This is a genomic window from Paraburkholderia caballeronis (assembly GCF_900104845.1).
Taxonomy (GTDB): Bacteria; Pseudomonadota; Gammaproteobacteria; order Burkholderiales; family Burkholderiaceae; genus Paraburkholderia; species Paraburkholderia caballeronis.
This window is the reverse complement of the sequence record NZ_FNSR01000001.1, coordinates 2,390,459-2,415,041: the sequence shown is the minus strand read 5'-3', so window position 1 is coordinate 2,415,041 and position 24,583 is coordinate 2,390,459. Positions and strand designations below refer to the sequence as shown.

The window sequence follows — 24,583 nt, the reverse complement described above, 5'->3', positions numbered from 1 at the left end:
GTCCGCGCCCCGGCTCAGATCGCGACCATCACGCAGACGACGCACAGCCCGATCACGATCTGGCTCACGTGATCGCGCGCCGCGAAGATGATCGGATCGTCGGTCATCCTGCCGCGGAACGCGAGCATCCACATGCGGCTGATCCAGTACAGCAGCAGCCCGAACATCACCCACAGCGGCTGCTGGTGACGATACAGCCCGGTGATGTCCGGCGAGTTCATGTACAGCGCGAGCACCAGCACCGCCGCGTAGGCCGCCGCCGTGCCGAGCGCGCAGAGGATCGCCGTGTCCTCCGCGAAATAACCGCGCCCGGCCGCCTCGGTCTTGCCGCTGCGGCGCACCGCGTCGAGTTCGGCGTAGCGCTTCACCATCGCGAGGCTCACGAACATCAGGCCCGAGAACAGCACGAGCCAGTACGACAGCGCGATGTCGTCGGCCTTGCCGCCCGCGACGATCCGCACCGTGTACAGCCCCGCGAGCGTGAACACGTCGATCAGCATCTGCCGCTTCAGCACGAACGAATACGCGAGCGTCGCCGCGAAGTAGCCGGCCAGCACCAGCGCGAACTTCCACGGCAGCAGCGCCGCGAGCGCGACGGACGCGACGAGCAGCCCGCCGGACAGGCCGATGCCGAACGAGATCGGCAACTCGCCTGATGCGAGCGGGCGGCGGCACTTGCGCGCGTGGCGGCGGTCGGCGTCGAGGTCGAGCAGGTCGTTCAGCAGATACACCGACGACGCGCACAGGCAGAAGCTGACGAACGCGATGCCGGCCGCCGCGAGCGCGTCGAAGTCGGTGAAGCGGTGCGACGCGAGCAGCGGCACGAAGATCAGCGTGTTCTTTACCCACTGGTAGACGCGCATTTCCTTCACGACGAGGCGCAGCATCGCGCGCTTGCGCTCGAAGAACAGGATGCGGTCGTTCACGCGCGACGCGGCCGACGCGATGCGCCGGCTGCCGACGACGATCGCGCGGCGCGCCTCTTTCCACACCGGCACGTCGGTCAGCGCGTCGCCGCAGTAGTCGAAGCCGTGCTCGCCGAACTTGTTCACGAGCGCGGCGGCCTTGTTGCGGCCGGACAGGTTCGTCGATTCGCTGCTCGCGAGCACGCCGCTGAAGAGGCCGAAGTGGTCCGCGATCCGGCGCGCGTGGGTCCAGTGCGCGGCGGTGCACAGATACACGCTGCGGCCGTTCTGTTTTTCCTGCTGAAGATAGTCGAGCAGCGCGCGGTCGTACGGCAGCACGGCGACGTCGATCGACACGCGGCTCGCGACCTGCGCCTTCAGCCACGCCTTGCCCTTCAGCAGCCAGAAGAGGCACGCGAAGACATAGAGCGGATTCTGCTTCAGCAGCACGAGCACCGATTCGAGCAGCAGGTCGGTGTGCGTGAACGTGTGGTCGAGATCGACGCAGAGCGGGACGTCGGCGTCGCCCGCGAGCCCGGACGGACGGCGGGCGGGGAAGCTGTCTTCGGTGCCCCAAAGATAATACGGGGTCGTCGAATCGATTTCGGCGAGATTCCTTTGCATTCGAGCCTCCTTCGGACGAGAGGCAGATTAAATGCGGTGCAGCACGCGGTATGTGCGGCAGGAGACGTTGCCGCGACGGCCGGTCCGGCGGCGAAAAGCGTGCGCGGACCGTGAGCGCGGCCACATAACGCGCGGGGCGCGGCCACTATACTTTTTTCGCCGGGACATCAGGATCGGCCCGATCAGCCCGCGTTCGTCGCCGTCCCGATACGGCAAAGGAGCCGCCCGCCATGCGTGGACCCGCTACGCTCGCTGAACCCGCGCGAGAGATCACGCCGCGTCGCGCGCCGTTCGTGCGCAGCCCGCTGTTCGTCGTCTGCGTCGTGCTCGTCGCGCTCGCGCCGGCGCTCGACGCGGCGCTGTACGCGCTCGGCCGGCTGCACGCGCTGCCGGCGCACGGCCAGTCGCTGACGCTGCTGTATCGCTGGGGCACGACGTGGGTCGGCGGTTTCAGCGCCGGCGATTCGTGGGACGTGATGATCGACGCGTACCGCTGGCTGCAGGCGCATCCGGGCGGGCGCATCTACGAGCAGTTGTTCTTCGTCGAACACACGAAGTTCCAGTATCCGCTGACGAGCCTGCTGCCGTTCGCGCTGCTGTCGGCGGCCGGCGTGCAGGTGGGGCAGGTCGGGCTCAATGCGGCGAGCCAGATCGCCGTCGCGCTCGACGTGCTCGTCGCCGGGTGGATGACGTTGCGGCTCGCGCAGGCGACGCCTTTGCGCGACGCGCGCTGGCCGCTTGCGATCGCGTTCGCGCTCGCGACGCTGCTGTTTTATCCGTTGATGCGCGCGCTCGAACTCGGGCAGATCCAGACCGGCATCGACCTGCTGTTCGCGCTCGCCGCCTGCGCGTGGCTCGGCGGGCGCAGGGCGCTCGCGGGCGTGTTGATCGGCCTGATCTGCCTGCTCAAGCCGCAGTTCTCGCTGTTCTTCGTGTGGGCGCTGCTGCGGCGCGAGCGCGGCTTCGCGATCGCATGGCTGGTGGTCGTCGCGACCGGGTGGCTCGCGGCGCTCGGCGCGTTCGGCGTGCAGAACAACGTCGATTACGTCGCGGTGCTGCGCGCGCTGTCGAGCACCGGCGAGGTGTATCAGGCGAACCAGTCGGTGAACGGGATGCTGAACCGGCTGCTCGGCACCGGCGATCCGTTCACGTGGGACGCGCACGGTTTTCCGCGCGTCGATCCGGTCGTGCACATCGGCACGCTGGTCAGTTCCGCGGCGATGATCGCGGCCGCGCTGTTCGTGCCGCGGCGCGGCCACGGCGCATCGAGTTTCCTCGACTTCCTGCTCGCGGCGCTGACGTTCACGATTGCATCGCCGATCGCGTGGGAGCACCACTACGGGATCGCGTCGACGGTGTTCATCGGCGCGGCGTTCGCGTTGCTGCGGCTGCGGGCTTCGGCCGCGCGCGTCGCGGGGTTCGTGGCGCTCGCGGCGTCGTATGCGCTGACCGCGCACTGGCTTCCCGGCTCCGCGCTGATGGTCGGCGCGCTGATCCTGCTCGTGCTCGTCCACGTACTGACGTTCGCGGACGCGGGACGCTTCGAATCGGGCGGCGCGCCGCGCCGGCGCAGGCATCTGCGCGTGGTGCCGCCGATGGAAACGGACGGCCGCAGCGTAGCGTGGGGCAGGCAACTGTTTCCGCCGATGCGGTCGTTACGCTTGCGGGGATGACATTGCGCGGCGACGGCGGTGCCGCTCGCCTGTCTGCGTGCGACGGCCTGCATTCGACAATGCGGCCGTCGCTTGCATGGCCGGGCGCAATGGATGGTTTCGATGCGCCGCGCGGACCGGCGCGGCATACGATGGATGCGGCTCTTGTGCGATAGCGCGGGCCATTTAGCGAGGGGACCATGCTGAGCCGACCGATTTCCCATGCCGGGGTCAGGCAACTGCTGCTGATCGTCGTTTATCTGCTGGCCGCGGCGTCGTCGTTCAGCGGTTATTTCACGAAATGGCATCTGCGCGACGGGATGGGTTATGCGTCGCTGCCGAAGATGCTGGACGGCACCGCGGATCGCCCGTACGTGTACCGTCAACTGATGCCGCTGCTCGCGAACGGCGTGGAACGCGCGCTGCCGGACGGCGTCAGGCAGCGCGTCAACACGCTGCTGCTCGACGACGACCCGTCGCATCATCCGATCGCGCGGTTCTATGCGGGGACGCCGGATTCCCGCGATCCGCGTTATGCGCTGCGTTATTACCTCGTTTATGCGATGGCGTTCGGCGCGCTGCTGCTCGCGTTGTTCGCGCTGCGCGGCGTGTGCCGGGACCTGGGCGCGGACCCGGTGGCCGCCGCGCTCGCGCCGCTCGCGTTCGCGCTGATCCTGCCGCTGCTGATGTGCGAGGGCGGTTATTTCTACGACCTGAGCGAACTGCTGTTCATGGCGCTCGCGGTGCGCTGCGCGCTGCGCGGGCGTTTCGTGGCGCTGGCGATACTGACCGCGCTCGCGACGTTCAACAAGGAGTCGTTCCTGTTCTTCGTGCTGATGCTGTATCCGTTCCTGCGCGCGTCGCTGCCGGTTCGCGCGACGCTCGGCGTGCAGGGGCTGCTGGTCGGCGTCGCGGCGGTCGTCAATCTGCTGGTGAAGGCGCGCTACGCGGACAACCCCGGTGGCGTCGTGCAGTTCCATCTGTGGGAGAACCTCGCGTATCTCGCGACGCCGTCGAGTTACTGGCGCGTCGAATACAACTACGGGATCCCGGTCGCGGGCGGCTTCAACGCGCTGAACCTGCTGCTGCTGTTCGTACTCGTCCGTACCGCGTGGCCGAGGCTGCCCGGCATGATGCGGCAGTCGCTGCTGATCGGCGTCGCGGTCAACGTGCCGCTTTTTCTTGCGTTCTGCTATCACGACGAACTGCGCAACTTCAGCCTGCTGTACGTCGGTTTCGTGATGATCCTGTGCGCGACGATCGCCGCGAGCATCGAGGCGGCGTATCAGGCCCATGCGGAAAAGACCCGCGACGCGCGCAATGCGTCGGGCGCGGAGATGGGCGGGCGGCGGTTCGTGCTGGCTTCGACGCGCGGCGACGGGGTCGTGAACGCGGGGCAGCGGGAGAGGGTGCGTAATGCGAAGCGGCGGTCGGAGTCCGCGGCGGCTTCGTCGTCGTAAGCGGAAATCGGGGAAGCGGGGAGTCGGGGAATCGGTGAAGCGGGTTGGGGTGAGTAAACCGGAAGCGGAAATAAAAAAACCCGCTTTTCGCGGGTTCTTTTACGAACTGCTTGATGGTGCCCAAGAGAGGACTCGAACCTCCACGGTGTTGCCACCGCCAGGACCTGAACCTGGTGCGTCTACCAATTCCGCCACCTGGGCACGTCTTCAAGTCAGACCACCATTTTAGCGGGCCGATTCAGCGTGTCAATCGAAATTCACAAACTTTGAAACGCTTCGTCGTACCGCTCGCCGTTCGTTTGCCGGGACTGAACCGGTATCGAACGCCGTCCTGCTTCGTTCAACAGCAAGGCCGCCCGCAGGCGGCCTTGCTTTCGAATCTGGTGCCCAAGAGAGGACTCGAACCTCCACGGTGTTGCCACCGCCAGGACCTGAACCTGGTGCGTCTACCAATTCCGCCACCTGGGCAAGGTGCGTTTTGCTTTCTTCGTTGCGGATTTCTCGTTCGCGAATCAGCAAAGACCGCCATTATAGCGAGCAATGAGCCTTTGTCAAGGATTTGGCGTCGGCATTGCAAGCGGGCAGGCGCAACCCGTCGTCCGCGGACCTTCCTATACCCGCAAACCGTTTGCGGACGGCCTTTGCGGCGTCTCGCCGCGTCAAATGGGGGTGTTAGAATGCCTCGCAGCAGGGCCGCAGGCCCGGCGGCGAGCGGGCTGCAAGCAGGTTGCAGGCGGCCTGCGCCCGCCGCGACGCCGGCCGGCCTCTGCCGCATCGCTCGAATCGAAGACTGGGGGAGCGCCGCATGGGGCGGCGCAGCGTCCGGCGTCCACGCAACGAGAACAACCATCGACAAGCCCTTGAGCAAATATCCGTACCCGATTCCGAGCCGGGAAGAGATTCTCGGCGTGCTGCGCACCAGCGAGACCCCGTGCACCGGGAACGACATCGCCGAAGCGCTCGCCATCAAGCGCCAGGAGCGCGAAGGGTTCTTCAGACGGCTCGCCGCAATGGAGCGCGACGGGCAGATCCGGCTCGACTCGCGCGGCCATTACCAGCTCACGCATCCGTCCAGCTTCGTCGCGGGCCGCGTGCAGGGCCATCGCGACGGCTTCGGCTTCCTGATTCGCGACGACGGCCAGGACGACCTGTTCCTGCCGCAAGGCGAAATGCAGAAGGTGATGCACAACGACCGCGTGCTCGCGCGCATCGTCGGCTACGACCGGCGCGGGCGGCCGGAAGGGCACATCGTCGAGGTCACGGACCGCGCCAACCGCCGCGTGATCGGCCGGCTGCTGAACGAGAACGGCGCGCTGATCGTCGCGCCGGAGGACAAGCGGATCGGCCACGACATCCTCGTCACGCAGAACACGAAGAAGGCGAAGGTCGGGCAGGTGGTCGTCATCGAACTGACCGACTTCCCGAGCCGTCATTCGCAGCCGGTCGGCCGGGTGGTCGAGGTGCTCGGCGACATCGACGATCCGGGCATGGAGATCGAGATCGCGGTGCGCAAGTACGGCGTGCCGCACGAGTTCAGCGACGCGGCGCTCGCGGATGCCGCGAAGCTGCCCGACGAGGTGCGTCCGGCCGACCTGCGTTATCGCGTCGACCTGCGCGACGTGCCGCTCGTGACGATCGACGGCGAGGACGCGCGCGACTTCGACGACGCGGTGTACTGCGAGCCGATGAAGGTCGGCCGCGGCGACGGCTTCCGGCTGATCGTCGCGATCGCGGACGTGTCGCACTACGTGGAGCCCGGCAGCGGGCTCGACATCGATGCGATCGAGCGCAGCACGTCGGTGTATTTCCCGCGCCGCGTGATTCCGATGCTGCCGGAGAAGCTGTCGAACGGGCTGTGCTCGCTGAACCCGCAGGTGGACCGCTGCGTGCTGGTCTGCGACATGGTGATCACCGCGCGCGGCGAGATCAAGGCGTACCAGTTCTATCCGGGCGTCATTCATTCGGCGGCGCGGCTCACGTACACCGAAGTCGCGGCGGTGCTGAAGAACACGAAGGGTCCGGAGGCGATGCGCCGCGCGGCGCTGCTCGATCAGCTGCAGAACCTGTACGGCGTGTACAAGTCGCTGTTCGCCGCGCGCCAGAAGCGCGGTGCGATCGACTTCGACACGACCGAGACGTACATCGTCTGCAATGCGCAGGGCAAGATCGAGCAGATCGTGCCGCGTCAGCGCAACGACGCGCACAAGCTGATCGAGGAATGCATGCTCGCGGCGAACGTGTGCGCGGCCGACTTCATGAAGCGCAACCGGCACCCGGGCCTGTACCGCGTGCACGCGGGGCCGACCGCCGAGAAGCTCGAAAACCTGCGGACGTTCCTGCGCGGCATGGGCCTCACGCTCGGCGGCGGCGACACGCCCCACGCGAGCGACTATGCGGCGCTGATGGCGCACATCCGCGACCGGCCCGACGCGCAGATGCTGCAGACGATGCTGCTGCGCTCGATGCAGCAGGCCGTCTACAGCCCGGACAACATCGGCCACTTCGGCCTCGCTTACGAGGCATACGCGCACTTCACGAGCCCGATCCGCCGTTATCCCGATCTGCTCACGCACCGCGCGATCTACGCGGTGCTGCAAGGCCGCAAGTACCAGCCGCACGCGCCCGAGGGCGTCGTGCTGAACACCGCGCTGTCGCCGCGCGCGCGCGCGTTGCAGGCGGAGGACGAGGAGAAGAACGGCAAGCGCCCGCGCAACGGCAACACCGCGATCTGGGAAGAACTCGGCCTGCACTGCTCGGCGAACGAGCGGCGCGCGGACGAGGCGTCGCGCGACGTCGAGGCGTGGCTCAAGTGCTACTTCATGCGCGACCGGCTCGGCGAGGAATACGGCGGGATGGTCAGCGGCGTCACGTCGTTCGGCATCTTCGTGCAGCTGGATACGCTGTTCATCGAGGGGCTCGTGCACGTGACCGAACTCGGCGCGGACTACTTCCAGTACGACGAGATCCGCAACGAACTGCGCGGCGAGCGCACCGGCATCCGCTACCGGTTGTCGGACCGCGTGCGCGTGCAGGTGAGCCGCGTCGATCTCGACGCGCGCAAGATCGACTTCCGGCTCGTGCGCGATACGCCGGTGAAGCCGCCCGCGCCGCGCGCGTCGGCCGCCGACAAGGGTAGCGTCGAAGGCGGCCCGCGCGTGCGTTCGATGCCGCCGGGCGAAGGGGCGTTCCGCAAGAAAGCGGCCAGCGCGCCGAGCGCGGCGGTGAAGGAAGCGCGCGCGGCGCGCGGCGCTTCGAATACCGCGAAAAAACGCGGTGCGCCGAAGGCCGCGGTGAAGAAGTCGCCGCGCAAGAAGCGTTGAAGCTGAAGCGTTGAAGTCGAACGCGACGCGGCGGTAACGCCGCGTCGGGTTCGACGGCGCGGCGCGGTCTTGCTGGCCGCGCCGCTGTTTTTATTCGCGATGCGCGCTGCGCGCCACTCATGCCGCCGCGTCCGTTCGCGGCGCGTCCGCACGTTGGTGCCGCACGTGCTGCATGCCACGCGCGTTCTGTGCGCGGCGGCCCGCATCGTCGTTTTGCCGGCGCCCGCGTTTCGCGCGCGCCGCGGATTTTGACCAGAGGTTGTTCCAGCCATGTCACGTCTCAAGGTTCTCTACGGTTTTCATGCAGTGACCGCGCGGTTGCGGCACGACGCGTCCACGGTCGAGGACGTCTATTACGACACGACCCGCCGCGACCGCCGCATGAACGACTTCCTGCACGTGGCGAAGGAAGCGGGCGTGCGGCTGATCGCGGCCGACGAAACGCGGCTGTGGGGGCTCGCGCACACCGAGCGCCATCAGGGCGTCGTCGCGCGCGTGCACGACCTGCCGCTCGCGCAGAACTTCGCGGAACTGCTCGACGGCATCAACGGCTCGCCGCTGCTGCTGGTGCTCGACGGCGTGACCGATCCTCATAACCTCGGCGCGTGCCTGCGGGTGGCCGACGCAGCCGGCGCGCACGCGGTGATCGCGCCGCGCGACCGCGCGGTCGGCCTGAACGCGACCGCCGCGAAGGTCGCGAGCGGCGCGGCGGACACGGTGCCGTACATCACTGTGACGAACCTCGCGCGCGCGTTGCGCGAACTGAAGGACGCGGGCGTGTGGGTGGTCGGCACGGCCGGCGACGCCACCGCGAGCCTCTACGACACGAAACTCGACGGCCCCGTTGCGCTCGTGATGGGCGCGGAAGGCGAGGGGATGCGGCGGCTCACGCGCGACACCTGCGACGAGGTGATGCAGATTCCGATGGCGGGGACGGTCGAGAGTCTGAACGTGTCGGTGGCGTCGGGCGTTTGCCTGTTCGAAGCCGTGCGGCAGCGGAGCGTGAAGTAGCCGGCGGATCGGGCGCGGGCGTTTCGCCTGCGCTCCTTCCCGTTCCCGTGAACCTCCGGTTTCGTCCCGCATGGTTATCGGCAGGAAAAACGACAGGCCCGAAAGCGCGCCCGCGCACCGCGAGCCGATTCATCCGCGTTGCCGCTATCGACGCCCTCACTCGATGAACCCGTCCACTCGCACCCATCGTTTCGCGTCGGCGCTCCGCGCGGCTCCGCTCGCGTTCGCGCTGCTGCTCGCCGGCTGCGCGACTCACCTGATCGACCGCGGCGACTATCTCGCGGACACCACGCATCGCGCGCAAAGCGCGGACTCGCGCATCCGTTTCCTCGTGATGCACTACACCGAGATCGACGAAGCGCAGTCGCTGAACGTGCTGACGACCGAGAGCGTCAGCGCGCATTACCTCGTGCCCGAGAACCCGCCGTTGCGCGACGGACGCCCGGTCGTGTGGCAGCTCGTGCCCGAGGCGCAGCGAGCGTGGCACGCGGGCGTCAGCGAATGGCAGGGGACGACGGAACTGAACGCGGCGTCGATCGGCATCGAGAACGTGAATCTCGGGCCGCGCGACACGCCGCAGGGCCGCGTGTGGCAGCCGTATCCGCCCGCGCAGGTCGAGGCGCTGGTGCGGCTCGCGAAGGACATCGTCACGCGCTACCGGATACCGCCGACGCGCGTCGTCGGCCACAGCGATATCGCGCCGCAGCGCAAGACCGATCCGGGTCCGCTGTTTCCGTGGAAGACGCTGTACGACGCGGGCGTCGGCGCATGGCCGGATGCGGCGACCGTCACGAAGGAACTCGCCGGCCGCGCGCCGGATGCGCCGGCGGACGTGCGCGGCCTGCAACAGAAGCTCGCGCGTTACGGCTACGACGTCGCGACCGACGGCGTGCTCGACGAACGCACGCGGCGCGTGTTCGCCGCGTTCCAGATGCACTTCCGGCCGCGCGACTATGCGGGTGCGCCGGACGCGCAAACCGATGCGATCGCGCAGGCGCTGCTCGACAAGTACCTGCCGGACGTCGCGCACGAGGCGGAGCCGTCGCGCTGATCCGCGCCGCGACGCCGGAGCCGGCCGGAGCGCGCTCCAACTCCGGTAAACTACCGTTTTTCCGCATCGCTTTTTTCTCTCCTCGGGCTGTTTCTGATGACTCAAGACGAACTCAAGCAACGGGTCGGCCAGGCCGCCGCCGACTACGTGTACGCGAACGTGCCGGAAGGCGCGGTGATCGGCGTCGGCACCGGTTCGACCGCGAACTGTTTCATCGACGCGCTCGCCGCGCACAAGGGCCGCTATCGCGGCGCGGTGTCGAGTTCGCTCGCGACCACTGCGCGGCTGCAGTCGCACGGCATCAAGGTGTTCGACCTGAACGAGATCGACGGGCTGCCGGTGTACGTGGACGGCGCCGACGAGATCGACGCGCACGGCGCGATGATCAAGGGCGGCGGCGGCGCGCTGACGCGCGAGAAGATCGTCGCGTCGGTGGCCGACCGGTTCGTCTGCATCGCGGACGCGAGCAAGCGCGTCGGCGTGCTCGGCGCGTTCCCGCTGCCGATCGAGGTCGTGCCGATGGCGCGCACCGCGGTCGGACGGCGGGTCGCGGCGCTCGGCGGCGTGCCGGTGCTGCGCGTGCAGAAGGACGGCTCGCCGTACATCACCGACAACGGCAACGAGATCCTCGACGTGAAGGGGCTGCACATCAACGATCCGCGCACGCTCGAAGCGCATGTGAACGCATGGCCGGGCGTCGTGACGGTCGGCCTGTTCGCGGTGCGCGGCGCGGACCTGTGCCTGCTCGGCGGCGAAGCCGGCGTCGAACGGATCGAATACACGAAGGGCTGATTTCCGCTTCTCTTTCGACGGAGCCGCGCTATCTGGTCGCGCGGCAGGTGCGGCTCCGCTCGTTGCGCGTGTGTATTGCATCGCATCATACGGCGGCGAAAACAACCAGAAAAAACCGTCCGCTACGATAAGACGATTCGCCTCGTCGCTCCTTTCCCTTCACCCCATCGCCCGCTCGGCCGGTTGCCTCGCGCAGCGGCATTACGCCGTCCCTGCGCGTTCGCACAAGGCTTCGCGCGGCGCGTCTTTCGCCTGAAGAACCGCCGTCCCGCGCAACGTTGAGGACCGCACACAACGCGCTCGATATCGATGGCGCCGCGTCGCGGCGGTGCGATATAAAGATACCGCCGGTGACGACGAGACCTTCCGTTCGTGCAACGGCAACGCGCACGCGCTGCGGGTCGATGCAGCAGCACCGACGCCGGCGCGGATCAGCGAACTCGGTCGAATGGGGATGCGAGATGACGTACGCCACCGCCCAATACATCGTCGACATGCCGGCAACGAGCGCCGTCGCGCAGTGTGCTGCGCGGCGCATCGGCATCGTGCTCGGCGAAGGGTTTCCGCTGATGACCGTCGGCATGATCGCCGAAGCATTCCAGCTTGCGAACCAGTCCGGCGCGCGCGGCGGCGACGCGCGGGCCACGTACTCGGTGCAGCTGCTGTCAGTCGACGGCGGCCGGCTCGCTTCGTCGTCGTCGCTGCACGTATACACCGATGCGCGCGCCGATTGCCGCGTCGATGCGTTCGACGCGCTGTTCGTGTTCGGCGCTCATTCCTTCTTCGATCAAGCGGCGCGCGACGAACGGCTGCGTTCGTGGCTGCACGACGCGCCGCTGTCGCGCGACGCATCCGCGCTGCGCGAACGCGCGGCGACGCAGCCGGCTTCGTGCGTTATCCCGCAGAACGTCGGCGGGCGTAGAACGACAATGGTTTTCGACGTCCCGCAGGGGCAGCCGGACGATCGCGACGAATCGATGCGCAGCGTGCTCGCGCTCATCTCGCGCGATGCCGGCGCGGCGGTCGCGCGCGAAGTGGCCGAGCGGCTGATGCCCGGCGCGGCGGCGCGCTGGATGGCGACGGCGGGCGCGGGCGAGTTGTCGGTCGCGGACAAGATTCGACGCTCGGCGCTGTGGCTGCGCGAGCACTGCGACCGGCCGATCTCGGTCACGGACGCGGCGCAGGAGGCGGCGATGAGCGAACGCAACTTCCTGCGGCGCTTCAAGCTGGAGATCGGCTGCACGCCGTCCGAGTATCTGCTGCAGGCGCGCCTCGACATGACGCGGCGGCTGCTGGCCGGAACGGAACTGCCGGTGGACAAGATCGCGCGGCGCAGCGGCATGGGCAACGGCGACAACCTCGCGAAGATGTTCCGCAAGCGCTGGTCGATTTCGCCGACCGAGTATCGGCTGTATCACCGGCGCGAGCGGCACTTCGCGGCGGCCCACGCATCGTCGCCGCAAGTCGCCAAAACCGCGGTTGCCGATCTGGCCGCATGACGCGGTGAAGCCGTAGCGGCGATGAAGCGAAGAGACGTATCGATCTCTAGCCATAATTAATAGTAATACGAACTAATTAGGGGAAATCGAAAGGCGGCATGGAAGGAAGCGCAAGCGGTAGCCGAAGCACATGCGCCCGGGGGAAGCTTGATCGGCAGAAGGACGGGTCGGTTTGGAGTACGGAGATGCCAGGACTATTTCATCGAGCAATCGACGTTGCACTGATCGTGCTGGGAGCCTTCGGGGCGCTGCATCTGCACGTGCCCGGCACCGCGAGCATGCACGAGATCCAGTTGTCGCTCGTCGCATTCGTATCCGCGCTCGCGTTGTCGGTTTTTCCCGCCTGCGGCGCGTATCGGGCGAAGCAGGCCGCGTCGGTGTTCGGGATGGCGGGCCGCACGGCTGTCGCGTGGCTTCTCGTGCAGTTGTGCGGGCTCGCGCTGCTGTACCTGATTCACCGGATGCAGTTGCTGTCGATGCCGTGGTTCATCTACTGGACGTTGACCACCGGCGCGTCGCTGCTGCTGTCGCACACGCTGACGCTGATCGTGCTGCGCGTGGTGTGGCCCGTGCTGGAGCGCGCGTGGACGCTGCACGCCGGCACCGCGCGCCAGGCCATGAAGCGCGGTTTCGATCTGGGGCTCGGTCTGCTGTTGATCGCCGCGCTGTCGCCGGTGCTCGGCGCGCTGGCGTTCGCGGTGAAGCGCGACGGCGGCCCCGCGCTGTACGGGCATCTGCGGGTCGGGCGCAACGGCCGCAAGTTCCGCTGCCTGAAGTTCCGCTCGATGGTCGTGAACGCGGACCAGGTGCTCAAGCAGGTGCTCGAAACGGACCCGCAGGCGCGGGCCGAATGGGAACGCGATTTCAAGCTGAAGAACGACGTGCGGGTCACGCGGGTCGGCCAGTTCCTGCGGCGCACGAGTCTCGACGAGCTGCCGCAGCTATGGAACGTGGTGCGCGGCGACATGAGCCTCGTCGGGCCGCGTCCGGTGATCGACCAGGAACTCGAACGCTACGGCGCGGACGTCGATTATTACCTGATGACGAAACCTGGCATGACGGGACTGTGGCAGGTGAGCGGGCGCAGCGATACGGACTACGCGACGCGCGTGTCGCTCGACGTCGCCTACGTGAAGGGATGGTCGCTGTCGCGCGACATCGCGATCCTGTTCAAGACGTTCAAGGTGGTCGTGCAGGGCAGCGGCGCGTATTGAGTAGTGAGTGGAGCGGAGTGAGTGGAGCGCCCTGGCGGAATCCGCAACGAAGCAGATGCAATGAAGCGGTCGGCAACACGGCAGGCGTGAAAGGCAACGCGGGCCGGCAGCCCGCGTCGCCGCGCAGTCATTGACCCGGCTGCTGCACGCGGTCCGCGGGGCCGGCCGGAGACCACGGTACATCGAGCGCGGGCGAGTCGTACGACAGGTTGTTCCAGCCGCCGAACGCATAGGGATCCGATACGCCGGGAATGCCCGGCGCGGCCTGGGCGGCCGGTGCACGGCGCCGGACCGCCGGCGCGGACGACGAGCCTTGCTGCGACGGACGCACGCCGGCGAACGGATAAGTGAACTTCGGATACGCGTGGTAGTTGCGGTTCGAGTCTTTCCTGCCGGTGTCGGCCGGATTCGAACCGCCGGCCGCGTGAGACGCGGCGGCGGCACAGGACAACAGAACAACAAGGAGAAGTTTCTTGCTCATGGCGGAATGCCTCCAGATGGGTGGCAGCGAGCGAGATTTGAAACTGAGGGGTTAGAGCGATGTTACACAGCGAATCTTTGTTTGCAAAGCGAGCGATCCACGGCAGCGCGGCCACGCGCGGACTGTATGACGCTGACGGCCAACACGCGGCGGCGGTTCGCCCGCGCGGCGGCGGCTGCGGTCCATGGACGCTGGTGTTCGCGGCCGCGGCCGCGTTGATGTCCGGCTGCGCGGCGGCCCCCGGCATGTCGTACAGCTCGATGCCGTCGGCGGTCGCGACCGCGCGCGCGGCCACCGATGCGCGCACGGCGGCCGCGAAGGCGCCGGACGGCGGCGTAGCCGGCGCAAGCGCGGGCGCAGCCGGCGACCAGCCGCCGCCGAACGAGCTGGTCGAGATCACCGGCGACCTCGTCGCGAAGCAGCGCGCGTCGCTGCCGACGACGGTGCCGGACGCGGTCACGAAGCTGTTCGGCAAGCCGGAGCCGTACACGCTCGGTCCCGGCGACGTGCTGAGCATCGTCGTCTGGGATCACCCGGAGATGAACATGCCGACCACGTCGTCGGGCGGCGGCCAGGACGCGACGACGAGTTCGGTGGTGTCCGGCTACACGGTCGATTCGACCGGAGCGATCCAGGTCGCGTACGTGGGGCCGGTGCAGGTCGCCGGGTTGACGGAGATGCAGGCGCGCGATCTGGTCACGGCGAAGCTGTCGCGTTTCCTGCGCGCGCCGCAGGTGACGCTGCGCATCGAGGCCTACCGCAGCAAGCGGATCTATCTGGATGGCGAAGTGCGCAATCCGGGCCTCCAGGTGCTGAACGACATGCCGATGACGCTGCCCGAGGCGATCAACCGCGCCGGCGGCTTCACCTCGACCGGCGACCGTTCGGAAGTGAGCATCACGCGCAACGAGCAGACGGTGGTCGTGAACATTCCCGACATGATCCGGAAAGGCGTGAACCCCGACAACATCATTCTGCAGAACGGCGACCTCGTGCGCGTGTACTCGCAGAACGACAGCAAGGTGTACGTGCTGGGCGAGGTCGGGCATCCGGGCAGCGTCGTGCTGAACAACGGCCGCATCTCGCTGAACGACGCGCTCGGCACCGCGGGCGGCATCAGCCAGGGGTCCGGCGACGCGTCGCAGGTGTACGTGGTGCGCGGCCGCGACGAAGGCAATCCGACGGTGTTCCATCTGGACGCGGCGTCGCCGGCCTCGATGGCGACCGCCGACAGCTTCCAGCTGAAGCCGAACGACATCGTGTTCGTCGACGCGTCCGCGCTGGTGCGCTGGAGCCGCGTGATCAACCTGATCCTGCCGAGCACGCAGGCGGCCGTGACGACGCGCGCGCTCGGTTATTGAAGAACTTCGCAATGCGCTCAGTGCGGGTGTGCGCCGGTTCCGAGAGAGAACCGGGGCCCGCGTGTTGAAGCCCGGGGATGTGGAGAGTCAGCATGAACTACCCAGATATGTCCGTGACCACCATCGACGTCGAGCCGTCGCAGGGCGGCAACGTCCGCAACTATCTCGACGTGCTGTATCAGAACCGTTTGCTGATCGCCGTGATCACGACGGTGTTCCTGATTGCGGGCGTCGCATACGCGCTGTTCGCGGAGGCCGTCTACCAGTCGGACATCCTGATCCAGGTGGAGGAGAACGAAGGGTCGTCGAAGAACGCGCTGACCGACCTGTCGTCGATGTTCGCGGTGAAGACCGGCGCGTCCGCGCAGATCGAAGTGCTGCGCTCGCGGATGGTGCTGGCGCGCGCGGTGGACAGCACGCGGCTTTATCTGCACGCCGCGCCGCATTATTTTCCGGTGGTCGGCAAGTGGGTCGCGACGCACATCGGCAACCTGAACTACTCGGGCATCGGCGGTTACGCGTGGGGCTCCGAGCGGATCGACATGGAAAGCCTCGACGTGCCCGAGAGGCTGCACGGCGCGCCGCTCGTCGTGACCGTGCTCGGCAACGGCGAATACCGGTTGACGGAGAAGAAGCACAACGTCGACCTGCGCGGCCGGGTCGGGCAGATGCTGCGCGCGCGCGTCGCCGGCGGCGAACTCGCGCTGATGATCCGCACGCTGACCGGCAAGCCGGGCGCGCGCTTCGACCTGCGGCGCGATTCCCGGCTCGCGTCGATCCTCGCGTTGCAGAACGCGCTGCTGATCACCGAGAAGGGCAAGGATTCCGACGTGATCGGCGTCGCGCTGCAGGGCGCGGACCCGAACAAGATCGGCGAGATCCTGAACGCGGTCGGCTCCGAGTACGTGCGGCAGAACGTGAGCCGCACCGCCGAGGAAGCGGAGAAGTCGATCGCGTTCCTCGACCGCCAGCTGCCGGAACTGAAGGTGCAGCTCGAAGAGGCGGAGAGCCGTTTCAACGCGTTCCGCGCGGAGCACGGCACCGTCGACCTGAACGCGGAGGCGAACTCGCTGCTCGCGCGTTCGGCCGAGGCGCAGAGCAAGCTCGCGGACCTTCAGCAGCAACGCACGCTGCTGCTCGAACGCTTCACGATCGAGCACCCGGCGGTGCGCAGCATCGACGACCAGATCGCCGACGCGAACGGGCTCGTCGCGTCGCTCGTGGTTGCAACCAAACAACTGCCGCCGCTGGAGCAGGGGCTGCTGCGGCTGCAGCGCGACGTGCAGGTCGCGACCGACCTGTACACGAACCTGCTGAACTCGCAGGAGCAGTTGCGGCTCGTGAAGGCCGGCAAGGTCGGCAACGTGCGGATGGTCGATTCGGCGATCGTGCCGGAAAGCCCGATCCGGCCGAAGCGGATGTTCGCGGTGATCGGCGCGCTGCTGTCCGGCCTCTTCATCAGCGTCGCGACGGTGCTCGTGAAGCGTGCGGTCGTCGATCGCATCGGCGCGGCGGAGGAGATCGAACTCGGCACCGGCCTCACCGTGTACGCGAAGGTGCCGCGCAGCAAGGCCCAGGAGCAGCTGACACACGCGCTGCCGTCGAACGCCGGCACGAGTCTCGTGCTCGCGCACACGTCGGCGGACGACGCGGCGATCGAAAGCCTGCGCAGCTTCCGCAGCGCGCTCGAATACGCGCTGGTCGACGCGCCGAACCGGATCGTGATGCTCGCCGGCCCGACGCCGGTCGTCGGCAAGTCGTTCGTGTCGGTGAACCTTGCGGCGGTGATCGGCTCGTCCGGCCAGCGCGTGCTGCTGGTCGACACCGATCTGCGGCGCGGCGGCCTGCATCGTTATCTCGGCACCACGCAAAGCCCCGGTATCACCGAACTCGTGATCGGTGGCCAACAGTACGACGAGGTGGTGCACCGTAGCATTCTGCCAGGCGTCGATTTCGTCGCGTGCGGCGCATATGGGCCGAACCCGGGCGAAGTGCTGATGCATCGCGACTTCCTCGCGTTCATGCGCCGCGTCGAAAGCGAATACGACGTCGTGCTGATCGACTCGCCGCCGGTGCTGCCGGTCGCGGACTCGGGGATCGTCGCGAAGCTCGCCGGCACCGTGTTCATGGTCGCGCGCCACGGCGTGTCGAGCCTCGCGGACATGCGCGAGGCGGCGCGGCGGTTCGCGCAGATCGGCGTGCCGATCCGCGGCGTGATCTTCAACGACATGTCGCGGCCTTCGCGCTACGGCCGGGAGTACGGCACGTATGGCTACACCACGCACCACAACGATGCGAAGGCAAGGGGATAACGCCGTGAAGGATCTGACGATAGTGATCTGCAGTTATAACTACGAGCGTTTCCTGCGCGAGGCGATCGACTCGGCGCTCGCGCAGGCGCCGGAGCGCACGCGCGTGATCGTGATCGACGACGGCTCGACCGACGGCTCGCGCGCGATCATCGCGAGTTACGGCGAGCGCATCGTGCCGGTGCTGAAGGAGAACGGCGGCCAGGCGAGCGCGTACAACCTCGGCCTCGAACTCGTCGATACCGAATACATCACCTATCTGGACTCCGACGACGTGCTGTACGACGGCGCGATCGACCAGGCGCTGGCCGCGTTCGAGCGCGGCGGTTACGCGAAGGTGCAGTTCCGCCTGAGCGTGATCGACGGCGACAGCCGGCCGACCGGCGCATACGTGCCGAATTCGACGCCGCCCGCCGACTGCGCGGCGCTGCTGCGGCGCGGCTGGCTGTATCCGTCGCCGCCGGCGTCCGGCAACGTGTACCGCGCGAGCGCGCTGCGCCGCATCCTGCCGCTGCCGAAGCCGAAAGGGCGCGGCATCGCGGCGGACTTCTTCGCGATCTACGGCGTCGCGCTGCTCGGCCCGGTGCATGCGATCGACACGCCGCTCGGCGGTTATCGCGTGCACCGCGTGGCGAGCGAAAGCGAGCCTGGCGACGCGCCGAAGGTCGGCCTGTCGATCGCGAACTGCCAGGACATCGACGAGGTGATCCGCTCGTTCCCGCACCGCTGGAACGCGCTGCGCGAACTCGTCGGCGAACGGCTAGGCGAGCAGTTGCCGGAACACGCGATCGATTTCGCCTACGAGAAGGCCGTGCTGTGCGCGAACGCCTACGACGCGCCGTTCTCGCAGCGCTGCCATTGGCTCGCGTTCGAGTCGGGCCGCTATTTCCGCTCGATCGTTTCGAATCCGTTCTGGAGCGCGAAGAAAAAGCTGATGGCGATCGCGCTGACGCTCGCGTGTGTCGCGCCGTCGCGGCGGATGAGCGACCACGCGATCCGCTACATCGCGAACCCGCTCGCGCGCCGGCCGCTGCCGGCGGGCGGACGGCAAGCGTGAACGGAGCCCCGACGATGGTGTCGACCTCGACCCGCCGGCTCGCGATCAACGGCCGTTTTCTCGGCCGCCAGTTGACCGGCGTGGACCGCTTCGCGTTCGAGACCGTGCGCGCGATCGACGAACTGCTCGCGACGCAGGACCCGATCGTGGTCGGGTTGCAGGCCGAACTGCTGGTGCCCGGGTCGCTGCGCGCAATGAAGAGCCCGTTCGCGCGGATTCCGCTGCGCGAGGCGCGCGGCGGCGCGGGAACGCGCTGGGAGCAGGTGAGCCTGCCGTTCGCGGCGACCGGCTCGCTGCTGCTGAACCTGTGCAACTCCGGCCCGATGTTTTGCCGCCGCCAGGTGACGGTGCTGCACGACGCCGCGCCGATGCGCATGCCGCAGAGCTACAGCCGCGCGTTCGCCGCGTGGTATCGCGTGATGGCGCCGCGCGTCGGCCGCGTCGCGCAGCGCATCCTGACCGTGTCCGAATTCTCGCGGCGCGAACTGACCGACGTCTACCGGATTCCGGCCGCGAAGATCGGCATCGTGTCGGAGAGCGGCGAGCACATGCTGCGCGTGCCGGCCGCCGACGCGTCGCCGCGCTGGGGCGAACTGCGCCGTCCGTACGTGCTCGCGGTCGGCAGCCTGAACTATCACAAGAACTTCCGCCTCGTCGTCGAGGCCGCGAAGCTGCTCGGCGACGCGCCGTTCGACATCGTCGTGGTCGGCGGCGCGGACCCGCGCGTGTACGGCAACGGGCACGACGCGCTGCAAGGTTTCGTGCGGCACCTCGGTTACGTGACCGACGCCGAACTGACCGCGCTGTATCGCGACGCCGCGTGTTTCGTGTATCCGTCGCGCTACGAGGGTTTCGGGCTGCCGCCCGTCGAGGCGCTCGCGCTCGGCTGCCCGGTGATCGCGTCGCGGCTGCCGTCGATCGAGGAAGCGTGCGGCGACGCGGTGCTGTACGTGTCGCCGGACGACCCGCACGAACTCGCGCGGCTGCTCGCCGACGTGACGACCGATGCCGCGCTGCGTTCGCGCCTGCGCGAAAAAGGCCATGCGCGCGCCGCGCAACTGACGTGGCGCGCAACCGCCGTGAAACTGCTCGAAGAGATCTCGCCATGGCTGACCTAGCGCCGAACGAAATGCTGCTGCCCGATCCGCGCCGCTTCGGCCGCGTCGCGATCGTTCACGACTGGCTTGTCACGTATGCGGGCTCCGAGCGCGTGCTCGAACAGATCATCCGGCTGTGGCCGGACGCGGAACTGTTCAGCATCGTCGATTTTTTCCCGGACGAGCAGCGCGCGGTGCTCGGCGGCAAGCGCGCGAAAACGTCGTTCATCCAGCGTCTGCCGCGCGCGCGCACCGCGTTTCGCGCGTATCTGCCGCTGATGCCGATCGCGATCGAGCAGTTCGACCTGTCCGGTTTCGATCTCGTCATCACGTCGAGCCACGCGGTCGCGAAGGGCGTCATCACCAGCCCGAACCAGGTGCACGTCAGCTACGTGCATTCGCCGATCCGCTACGCGTGGGACCTTCAGCACCAGTACCTGACGCAGTCGGGCGCGGTGCGCGGCCCGAAAAGCTGGGCGGCGCGCGCGGTCCTGCATTACATGCGGATCTGGGACCAGCGGACCGCGAACGGCGTGGACGAATTCATCGCGAACTCGGCGTTCATCGGCCGGCGGATTCGCAAGATCTACGGCTGCGACGCGCGCGTCGTGTATCCGCCGGTCGATATCGAGCGTTTCGAGCCGGGCGCGCGGCGCGACCGCTTTTATCTGATCGCGTCGCGGATGGTGCCGTACAAGCGCATTCCGCTGATCGTCGAGGCGTTCGCGCGGATGCCGGAGCGCGAACTGGTCGTGATCGGCGACGGCCCCGACTTTGAGCGCGTGCGCGCGCTCGCCGGGCCGAACGTGAAGGTGCTCGGTTATCAGCCGTCGAGCGTGCTGATCGACCACATGCAGCGCGCGCGCGCGTTCGTGTTCGCGGCCGAGGAGGACTTCGGAATCTCGGTGGTCGAGGCGCAGGCGTGCGGCACGCCGGTGATCGCCTATGGGCGAGGCGGCGCGCTCGAAACGGTGATCGAGTCGAGCGACCCGCGTTTCGGCACCGGCGTGTTCTTCGACGAGCAGAGCGTCGATGCGCTCGTCGATGCGGTCGAGCGGTTCGAGGCCCATGCGCCGTTCGATCCCGAAGTGTGCCGGCTGAACGCCGCGCGTTTTTCAGTCGAGCGGTTCCGTCGCGACTTCGTGCGCGTGGTCGAGGAGACGATCGACCACCGCTCGGTGAAGTCGCTTGCGTTCGACACGGCGCCGGCGCTCGCGCATCGCTGATCCATTCATGCCACGGGGAAACACATGCAGAGTTATGTGATCGTCGCGACGAAGGGCCGTGCCGCGGAGACCGCGACGCTGTTCGACTATCTGTTGCGGCAGGAGCGCCGTCCGGACGGCGTGTACGTGATCGGCGCGGAGCCGGCCGACATCGACGGGCTCGATACGCATCCGCTGCGCCGCGTGGTGCCCGTCACGCTGCTCGTATCGGACACGGCGGGCAGCACCGTGCAGCGCAACCGCGGCATCGAGGCGCTGCTGCGCGACATCGGGCGCACCGAGCACGGCCCGAACGATACCTCCGCGCGCCGCTGGTTCGCCGCGTTCTTCGACGACGACTTCCGTCCGCATGAAACGTGGCTGCGCAACTGCGCGCTGGTGCTGAACGAGCAGCCGGACGTGATCGGCATGACGGGCCAGGTGCTGGCGGACGGCGTGAAGAGCCGCGGCATCGGCGAGGCCGACGCGCAGCGCTACCTGAGCGGCGCGCTGCCGCCGCTGGAGCACTGGGCGTCCGGCGACGAGCGCCGCGACATCGAGTCCGGCTACGGCTGCAACATGGCGTTCGTCGATCGCGCGGTGCGCGTGTGCCGCTTCGACGAGGCGCTGCCGCTGTACGGCTGGCAGGAGGATCGCGATTACACGTCGCAGGCGCTGAAGCTCGGCCGCTTCGTGTACGAGCCGTCGTGCCGCGGCGTGCATCTCGGCACGAAGAAGGGGCGCACGTCCGGCGTGCGCTTCGGCTACTCGCAGATCGCGAACCCGATCTTCCTTGTGAAGAAGAACACGATGGAGCGCAGGAACGCGTATGCGTTCATCACGCGCCATCTGCTGTCGAACCTGTACCACAGCGTGCGCGCGGACCCGGTGTTCGACTATCGCGGCCGGCTGTGGGGAAACATGCTCGCGCTCGTCGATTTCGCGTGCGGCACGAGCGACCCGAGACGCATCCTGAAGATGTAGCGACGCGGCGCCGGCGGTTCGAAGTCCCGGTTTAGACGAAGCGAATTCAACGGAAGAACGAGGCGGTCTTGTCCGATCGTGAAGCCAGTCCGGCGGATTGCCGCGCCGGCCGGCTGAAACAATGGCGTCGTGCAGCGCGGCGCCGCGTTGCGCATCGGGCAGCGCCCAACGCACAGTGAGAACGTCATGACGAACGAAACGAAAACCAGCGTGGCGCCCGGTGTGGTGCCTGGTGTGGTGCCCGGGGTGGTGCCGGTCACCCAGCCGTATCTGCCGCCGCTCGCGGAATTCATGCCGTATCTGGAGCAGATCTGGGAGAACCGTTGGGTGACCAACGACGGGCCGTATCACAGGCAGCTCGAACAGGCGCTGTGCGAGCATCTCGGCGTCGAGCACCTGTGCCTGTTCTCGAACGGCACGCTTGCGCTGATCACCGCGCTACAGGCGCTCAACATCTCCGGCGAGGTGATCACGACGCCGTTCTCGTTCGTCGCGACCACCCATGCGATCCACTGGAACGGCATCAAGCCGGTGTTCGTCGACATCGACCCGGTCAGCATGAACATGGACCCGGCGAAGATCGAAGCGGCGATCACGCCGCAGACGCGCGCGATCATGCCGGTGCACGTGTACGGCAATCCGTGCGAGGTCGAGAAGATCGGGCGGATCGCGGACACCTATGGACTGCGCGTGATCTACGACGCCGCGCATGCGTTCGGCGTGCGCCGCGACGGCCGCTCGGTGCTGAGCTTCGGCGACATGTCGGTGCTGAGTTTCCACGGCACGAAAATCTTCCATACGTTCGAGGGCGGCGCGATCATCTGCCGCGACGCGGAGATGAAGCGCCGCATCGACCGGCTGAAGAACTTCGGGATCGAGGACGAAGTGACGGTCGTCGCGCCGGGCATCAACGGCAAGATGAACGAGGTGCAGGCCGCGTTCGGCGTGCTGCAGCTGAAGCACGTGGACCGCGCGTATGAAGCGCGCGCGCGCGTCGATCGGCGGTATCGAGACGCGTTCGCCGACGTGCGCGGGTTGAAGCTGCATCACGTGGCGGACAACAACACGCGCAACCATGCGTATTTTCCGGTGCTCGTCACGCCGGAGTTCCCGGTGAGCCGCGACACGCTGTATGCGGAGATGCGCGCGCGGCAGATCGCGGTGCGCCGCTACTTTTATCCGCTGATCAGCCAGTTCCCGACCTATCGCGGACTGTCGTCGGCCGCGCGCGAGAACCTGCCGGTCGCGACGACGATCGCGCAGCAGGTGTTGTGTCTGCCGATCTTCCCCGCACTGGAGCCGGACGTGCAGGACCGGATCATCGATCTGGTGCTGTCGCTCGCGAGCGTGCAGGCGGCGGCGTAAATGGCCGTGAGGGAGTCCGCATGAGCGAGATCGCAGGCCCGGCGGTCGCGCGCCGCGCGGCCGGCGCGAAGCCGGCGCGCGCGCCGCGCGTGCTGATGTCGCCGTTCACGAACACGACGAATCCGTATATCGACTTGCAAAAGCAACTGCTCGAAGACCTCGGTTACGACGTGCTGCCGCTGTCGGTGCGCAGCCTGTTTCGCGACGGGCGCATCGTGGACGTGTTCCGCCGCTCGACGGTGCTCGTGTTTCACTGGATCGAGCTGCGCGCGTTCACGAAGGGCGGCAGGACGGTGCTGCTGTCGCCGAAGGGGCTCGCGGTGCTCGCGTTCTACTGCGCGCTGATGGCGCTCGGCCGCGCGAAGGTCGTGTACTTCGTGCACGACCACGCGGTGCACAACGCGCGGCGCAACGTGCGACGCGTGTCGGTCGCGCTGATGTCGCTGGTGCGGCGGCTCGCGGATTTTCGCGTCGTGCACGCGCCGGACTTCGATGCGCGGTACGACGCGCGGTATCTGCCGCATCCGCTGTACTGGGACGCGCCGGGCAGCCCGGCGGCGACGCGCCGCCCGACCGACGCCGCCGAAGCTGAAACGGCCGGCGACCGGCCGCGTTTCGCGATGCTCGGCACGATCCAGCCGTACAAGGAAATCGCCGGCGTGCTCGAAGTATGGCCGCACGCGCACCGGCTCGACGTGGCCGGCCACGGCAACGCGAGTTACGTCGAAACGCTGCGGCGGATCATGCGCGAACGCGCGCTCGACGACGCGGTGACGCTCGACGCGCGGTTCCTGTCCGACGACGAGTTCGAGCGGAAGCTGTGCGCGGCCGACGTGCTGATCCTGCCGCATTCGGCCGATTCGATGCTGGTGAGCGGCGCGTTTTTCGAGGCGATCGGGCGTGTGCCGGTGGTGATCGCGCGCGCGATTCCGTTCATGACGTGGGCCGCGCGCCGGTTCGACAACGTGCTGCTGTTCGAGCGCGTCGACGAACTGCCCGCGCTGATCGACGGCGTGATGAAGCGGTGGCCCGACCTCGCGCGCGAGACGGCGGGGCGGCAGCGGGCGCTCGACGAATTCGGCTGGCAGGCGTGCCGCGTGCGTTACCGGCAGTTCTTCGGGGAAGTGGTCGGCGTGCCGGTGCAGAACGACGCGCGTTGATTGACTGCGGCGCGGGGGCGTGATGCATCGGGGTGG

Annotated in this window: 18 protein-coding genes and 2 tRNA genes; 16 read left to right on the top strand and 4 right to left on the bottom strand. The window is 67.8% G+C overall.

From position 1 onward, the window contains the following. Positions 1–14: 14 nt before the first annotated feature. Positions 15–1,529 (bottom strand): UbiA family prenyltransferase, encoded by a 1,515-nt coding sequence (locus BLV92_RS10790; protein ID WP_090544721.1) that lies wholly within the window; start codon positions 1,527–1,529, stop codon positions 15–17. A 230-nt stretch (positions 1,530–1,759) separates the two neighbouring features. Here BLV92_RS10790 and BLV92_RS10785 point away from each other — a divergent pair, with 230 nt between their 5' ends. Together BLV92_RS10785 and BLV92_RS10780 are read left to right on the top strand one after the other, a co-directional pair. Beyond that, positions 1,760–3,202, top strand: coding sequence for a glycosyltransferase family 87 protein (locus BLV92_RS10785; RefSeq protein ID WP_090544719.1), 1,443 nt, complete (start codon positions 1,760–1,762; stop codon positions 3,200–3,202). A gap of 179 nt (positions 3,203–3,381) precedes the next feature. Further along, positions 3,382–4,641 (top strand): hypothetical protein, encoded by a 1,260-nt coding sequence (locus BLV92_RS10780; protein WP_090544717.1) that lies wholly within the window; start codon positions 3,382–3,384, stop codon positions 4,639–4,641. 114 nt (positions 4,642–4,755) lie between these two features. On the opposite strand, the gene BLV92_RS10775 is transcribed toward BLV92_RS10780, so the two are convergent. After that, positions 4,756–4,842: transfer RNA gene (locus BLV92_RS10775), tRNA-Leu, on the bottom strand. Between the two features lie 180 nt (positions 4,843–5,022). Further along, a tRNA-Leu gene (locus tag BLV92_RS10770) sits at positions 5,023–5,109 on the bottom strand. A 392-nt stretch (positions 5,110–5,501) separates the two neighbouring features. Between BLV92_RS10770 and rnr the strand changes: the two genes are divergently transcribed. The 6 genes from rnr (at position 5,502) to BLV92_RS10735 (ending at position 13,528) form a co-directional block, all read left to right on the top strand. Further along, a complete protein-coding gene (gene rnr, locus BLV92_RS10765; protein ID WP_090544715.1) occupies positions 5,502–7,961 on the top strand; it encodes a ribonuclease R in 2,460 nt (819 codons plus the stop codon). A gap of 270 nt (positions 7,962–8,231) precedes the next feature. Next, positions 8,232–8,972 carry a 23S rRNA (guanosine(2251)-2'-O)-methyltransferase RlmB gene (rlmB, locus tag BLV92_RS10755; RefSeq protein WP_090544712.1) on the top strand — a complete coding sequence of 247 codons (741 nt, stop codon included), beginning with the start codon at positions 8,232–8,234 and terminating at the stop codon, positions 8,970–8,972. Positions 8,973–9,135: 163 nt separating this feature from the next. After that, entirely contained in the window at positions 9,136–10,023 is an 888-nt protein-coding gene (locus tag BLV92_RS10750) for an N-acetylmuramoyl-L-alanine amidase (RefSeq protein WP_090544711.1), read from the top strand. 96 nt (positions 10,024–10,119) lie between these two features. After that, on the top strand, positions 10,120–10,815 hold the full coding sequence (rpiA, locus tag BLV92_RS10745) for a ribose-5-phosphate isomerase RpiA (protein WP_090544709.1): 696 nt from the start codon (positions 10,120–10,122) through the stop codon (positions 10,813–10,815). A 461-nt stretch (positions 10,816–11,276) separates the two neighbouring features. Continuing rightward, entirely contained in the window at positions 11,277–12,314 is a 1,038-nt protein-coding gene (locus BLV92_RS10740) for a helix-turn-helix domain-containing protein (RefSeq protein WP_244283776.1), read from the top strand. Between the two features lie 185 nt (positions 12,315–12,499). Next, the gene (locus tag BLV92_RS10735; RefSeq protein ID WP_090544707.1) at positions 12,500–13,528 is read left to right on the top strand and encodes a sugar transferase; all 1,029 of its coding nucleotides are present in this window, start codon (positions 12,500–12,502) and stop codon (positions 13,526–13,528) included. Between the two features lie 127 nt (positions 13,529–13,655). Here the strand turns inward: BLV92_RS10735 and BLV92_RS10730 are convergent, their stop codons facing one another. Then, positions 13,656–14,009: a hypothetical protein gene (locus BLV92_RS10730; protein ID WP_143040670.1), complete on the bottom strand. Its 354-nt coding sequence runs from the start codon at positions 14,007–14,009 to the stop codon at positions 13,656–13,658. Positions 14,010–14,227: 218 nt separating this feature from the next. Between BLV92_RS10730 and BLV92_RS10725 the strand changes: the two genes are divergently transcribed. The 8 genes from BLV92_RS10725 (at position 14,228) to BLV92_RS10690 (ending at position 24,547) form a co-directional block, all read left to right on the top strand. Further along, the gene (locus tag BLV92_RS10725; protein WP_134043827.1) at positions 14,228–15,370 is read left to right on the top strand and encodes a polysaccharide biosynthesis/export family protein; all 1,143 of its coding nucleotides are present in this window, start codon (positions 14,228–14,230) and stop codon (positions 15,368–15,370) included. A gap of 92 nt (positions 15,371–15,462) precedes the next feature. After that, a complete protein-coding gene (locus BLV92_RS10720) occupies positions 15,463–17,682 on the top strand; it encodes a GNVR domain-containing protein (protein ID WP_090544701.1) in 2,220 nt (739 codons plus the stop codon). A gap of 4 nt (positions 17,683–17,686) precedes the next feature. After that, positions 17,687–18,736, top strand: coding sequence for a glycosyltransferase family 2 protein (locus BLV92_RS10715; protein WP_090544698.1), 1,050 nt, complete (start codon positions 17,687–17,689; stop codon positions 18,734–18,736). After that, positions 18,733–19,854 (top strand): glycosyltransferase family 4 protein, encoded by a 1,122-nt coding sequence (locus tag BLV92_RS10710; RefSeq protein ID WP_243842493.1) that lies wholly within the window; start codon positions 18,733–18,735, stop codon positions 19,852–19,854. The genes BLV92_RS10715 and BLV92_RS10710 overlap by 4 nt, the downstream gene beginning before the upstream one ends. Next, positions 19,842–21,059, top strand: a complete 1,218-nt coding sequence (locus tag BLV92_RS10705) for a glycosyltransferase family 4 protein (protein ID WP_090544694.1) — start codon at positions 19,842–19,844, stop codon at positions 21,057–21,059. The genes BLV92_RS10710 and BLV92_RS10705 overlap by 13 nt, the downstream gene beginning before the upstream one ends. 24 nt (positions 21,060–21,083) lie before the next feature. Further along, positions 21,084–22,022, top strand: coding sequence for a glycosyltransferase family 2 protein (locus BLV92_RS10700; RefSeq protein WP_090544692.1), 939 nt, complete (start codon positions 21,084–21,086; stop codon positions 22,020–22,022). Positions 22,023–22,313: 291 nt separating this feature from the next. Beyond that, entirely contained in the window at positions 22,314–23,387 is a 1,074-nt protein-coding gene (locus BLV92_RS10695; protein WP_280141448.1) for a DegT/DnrJ/EryC1/StrS family aminotransferase, read from the top strand. Positions 23,388–23,407: 20 nt separating this feature from the next. Beyond that, positions 23,408–24,547: a glycosyltransferase family protein gene (locus tag BLV92_RS10690; RefSeq protein WP_090544688.1), complete on the top strand. Its 1,140-nt coding sequence runs from the start codon at positions 23,408–23,410 to the stop codon at positions 24,545–24,547. Positions 24,548–24,583 lie beyond the last annotated feature (36 nt).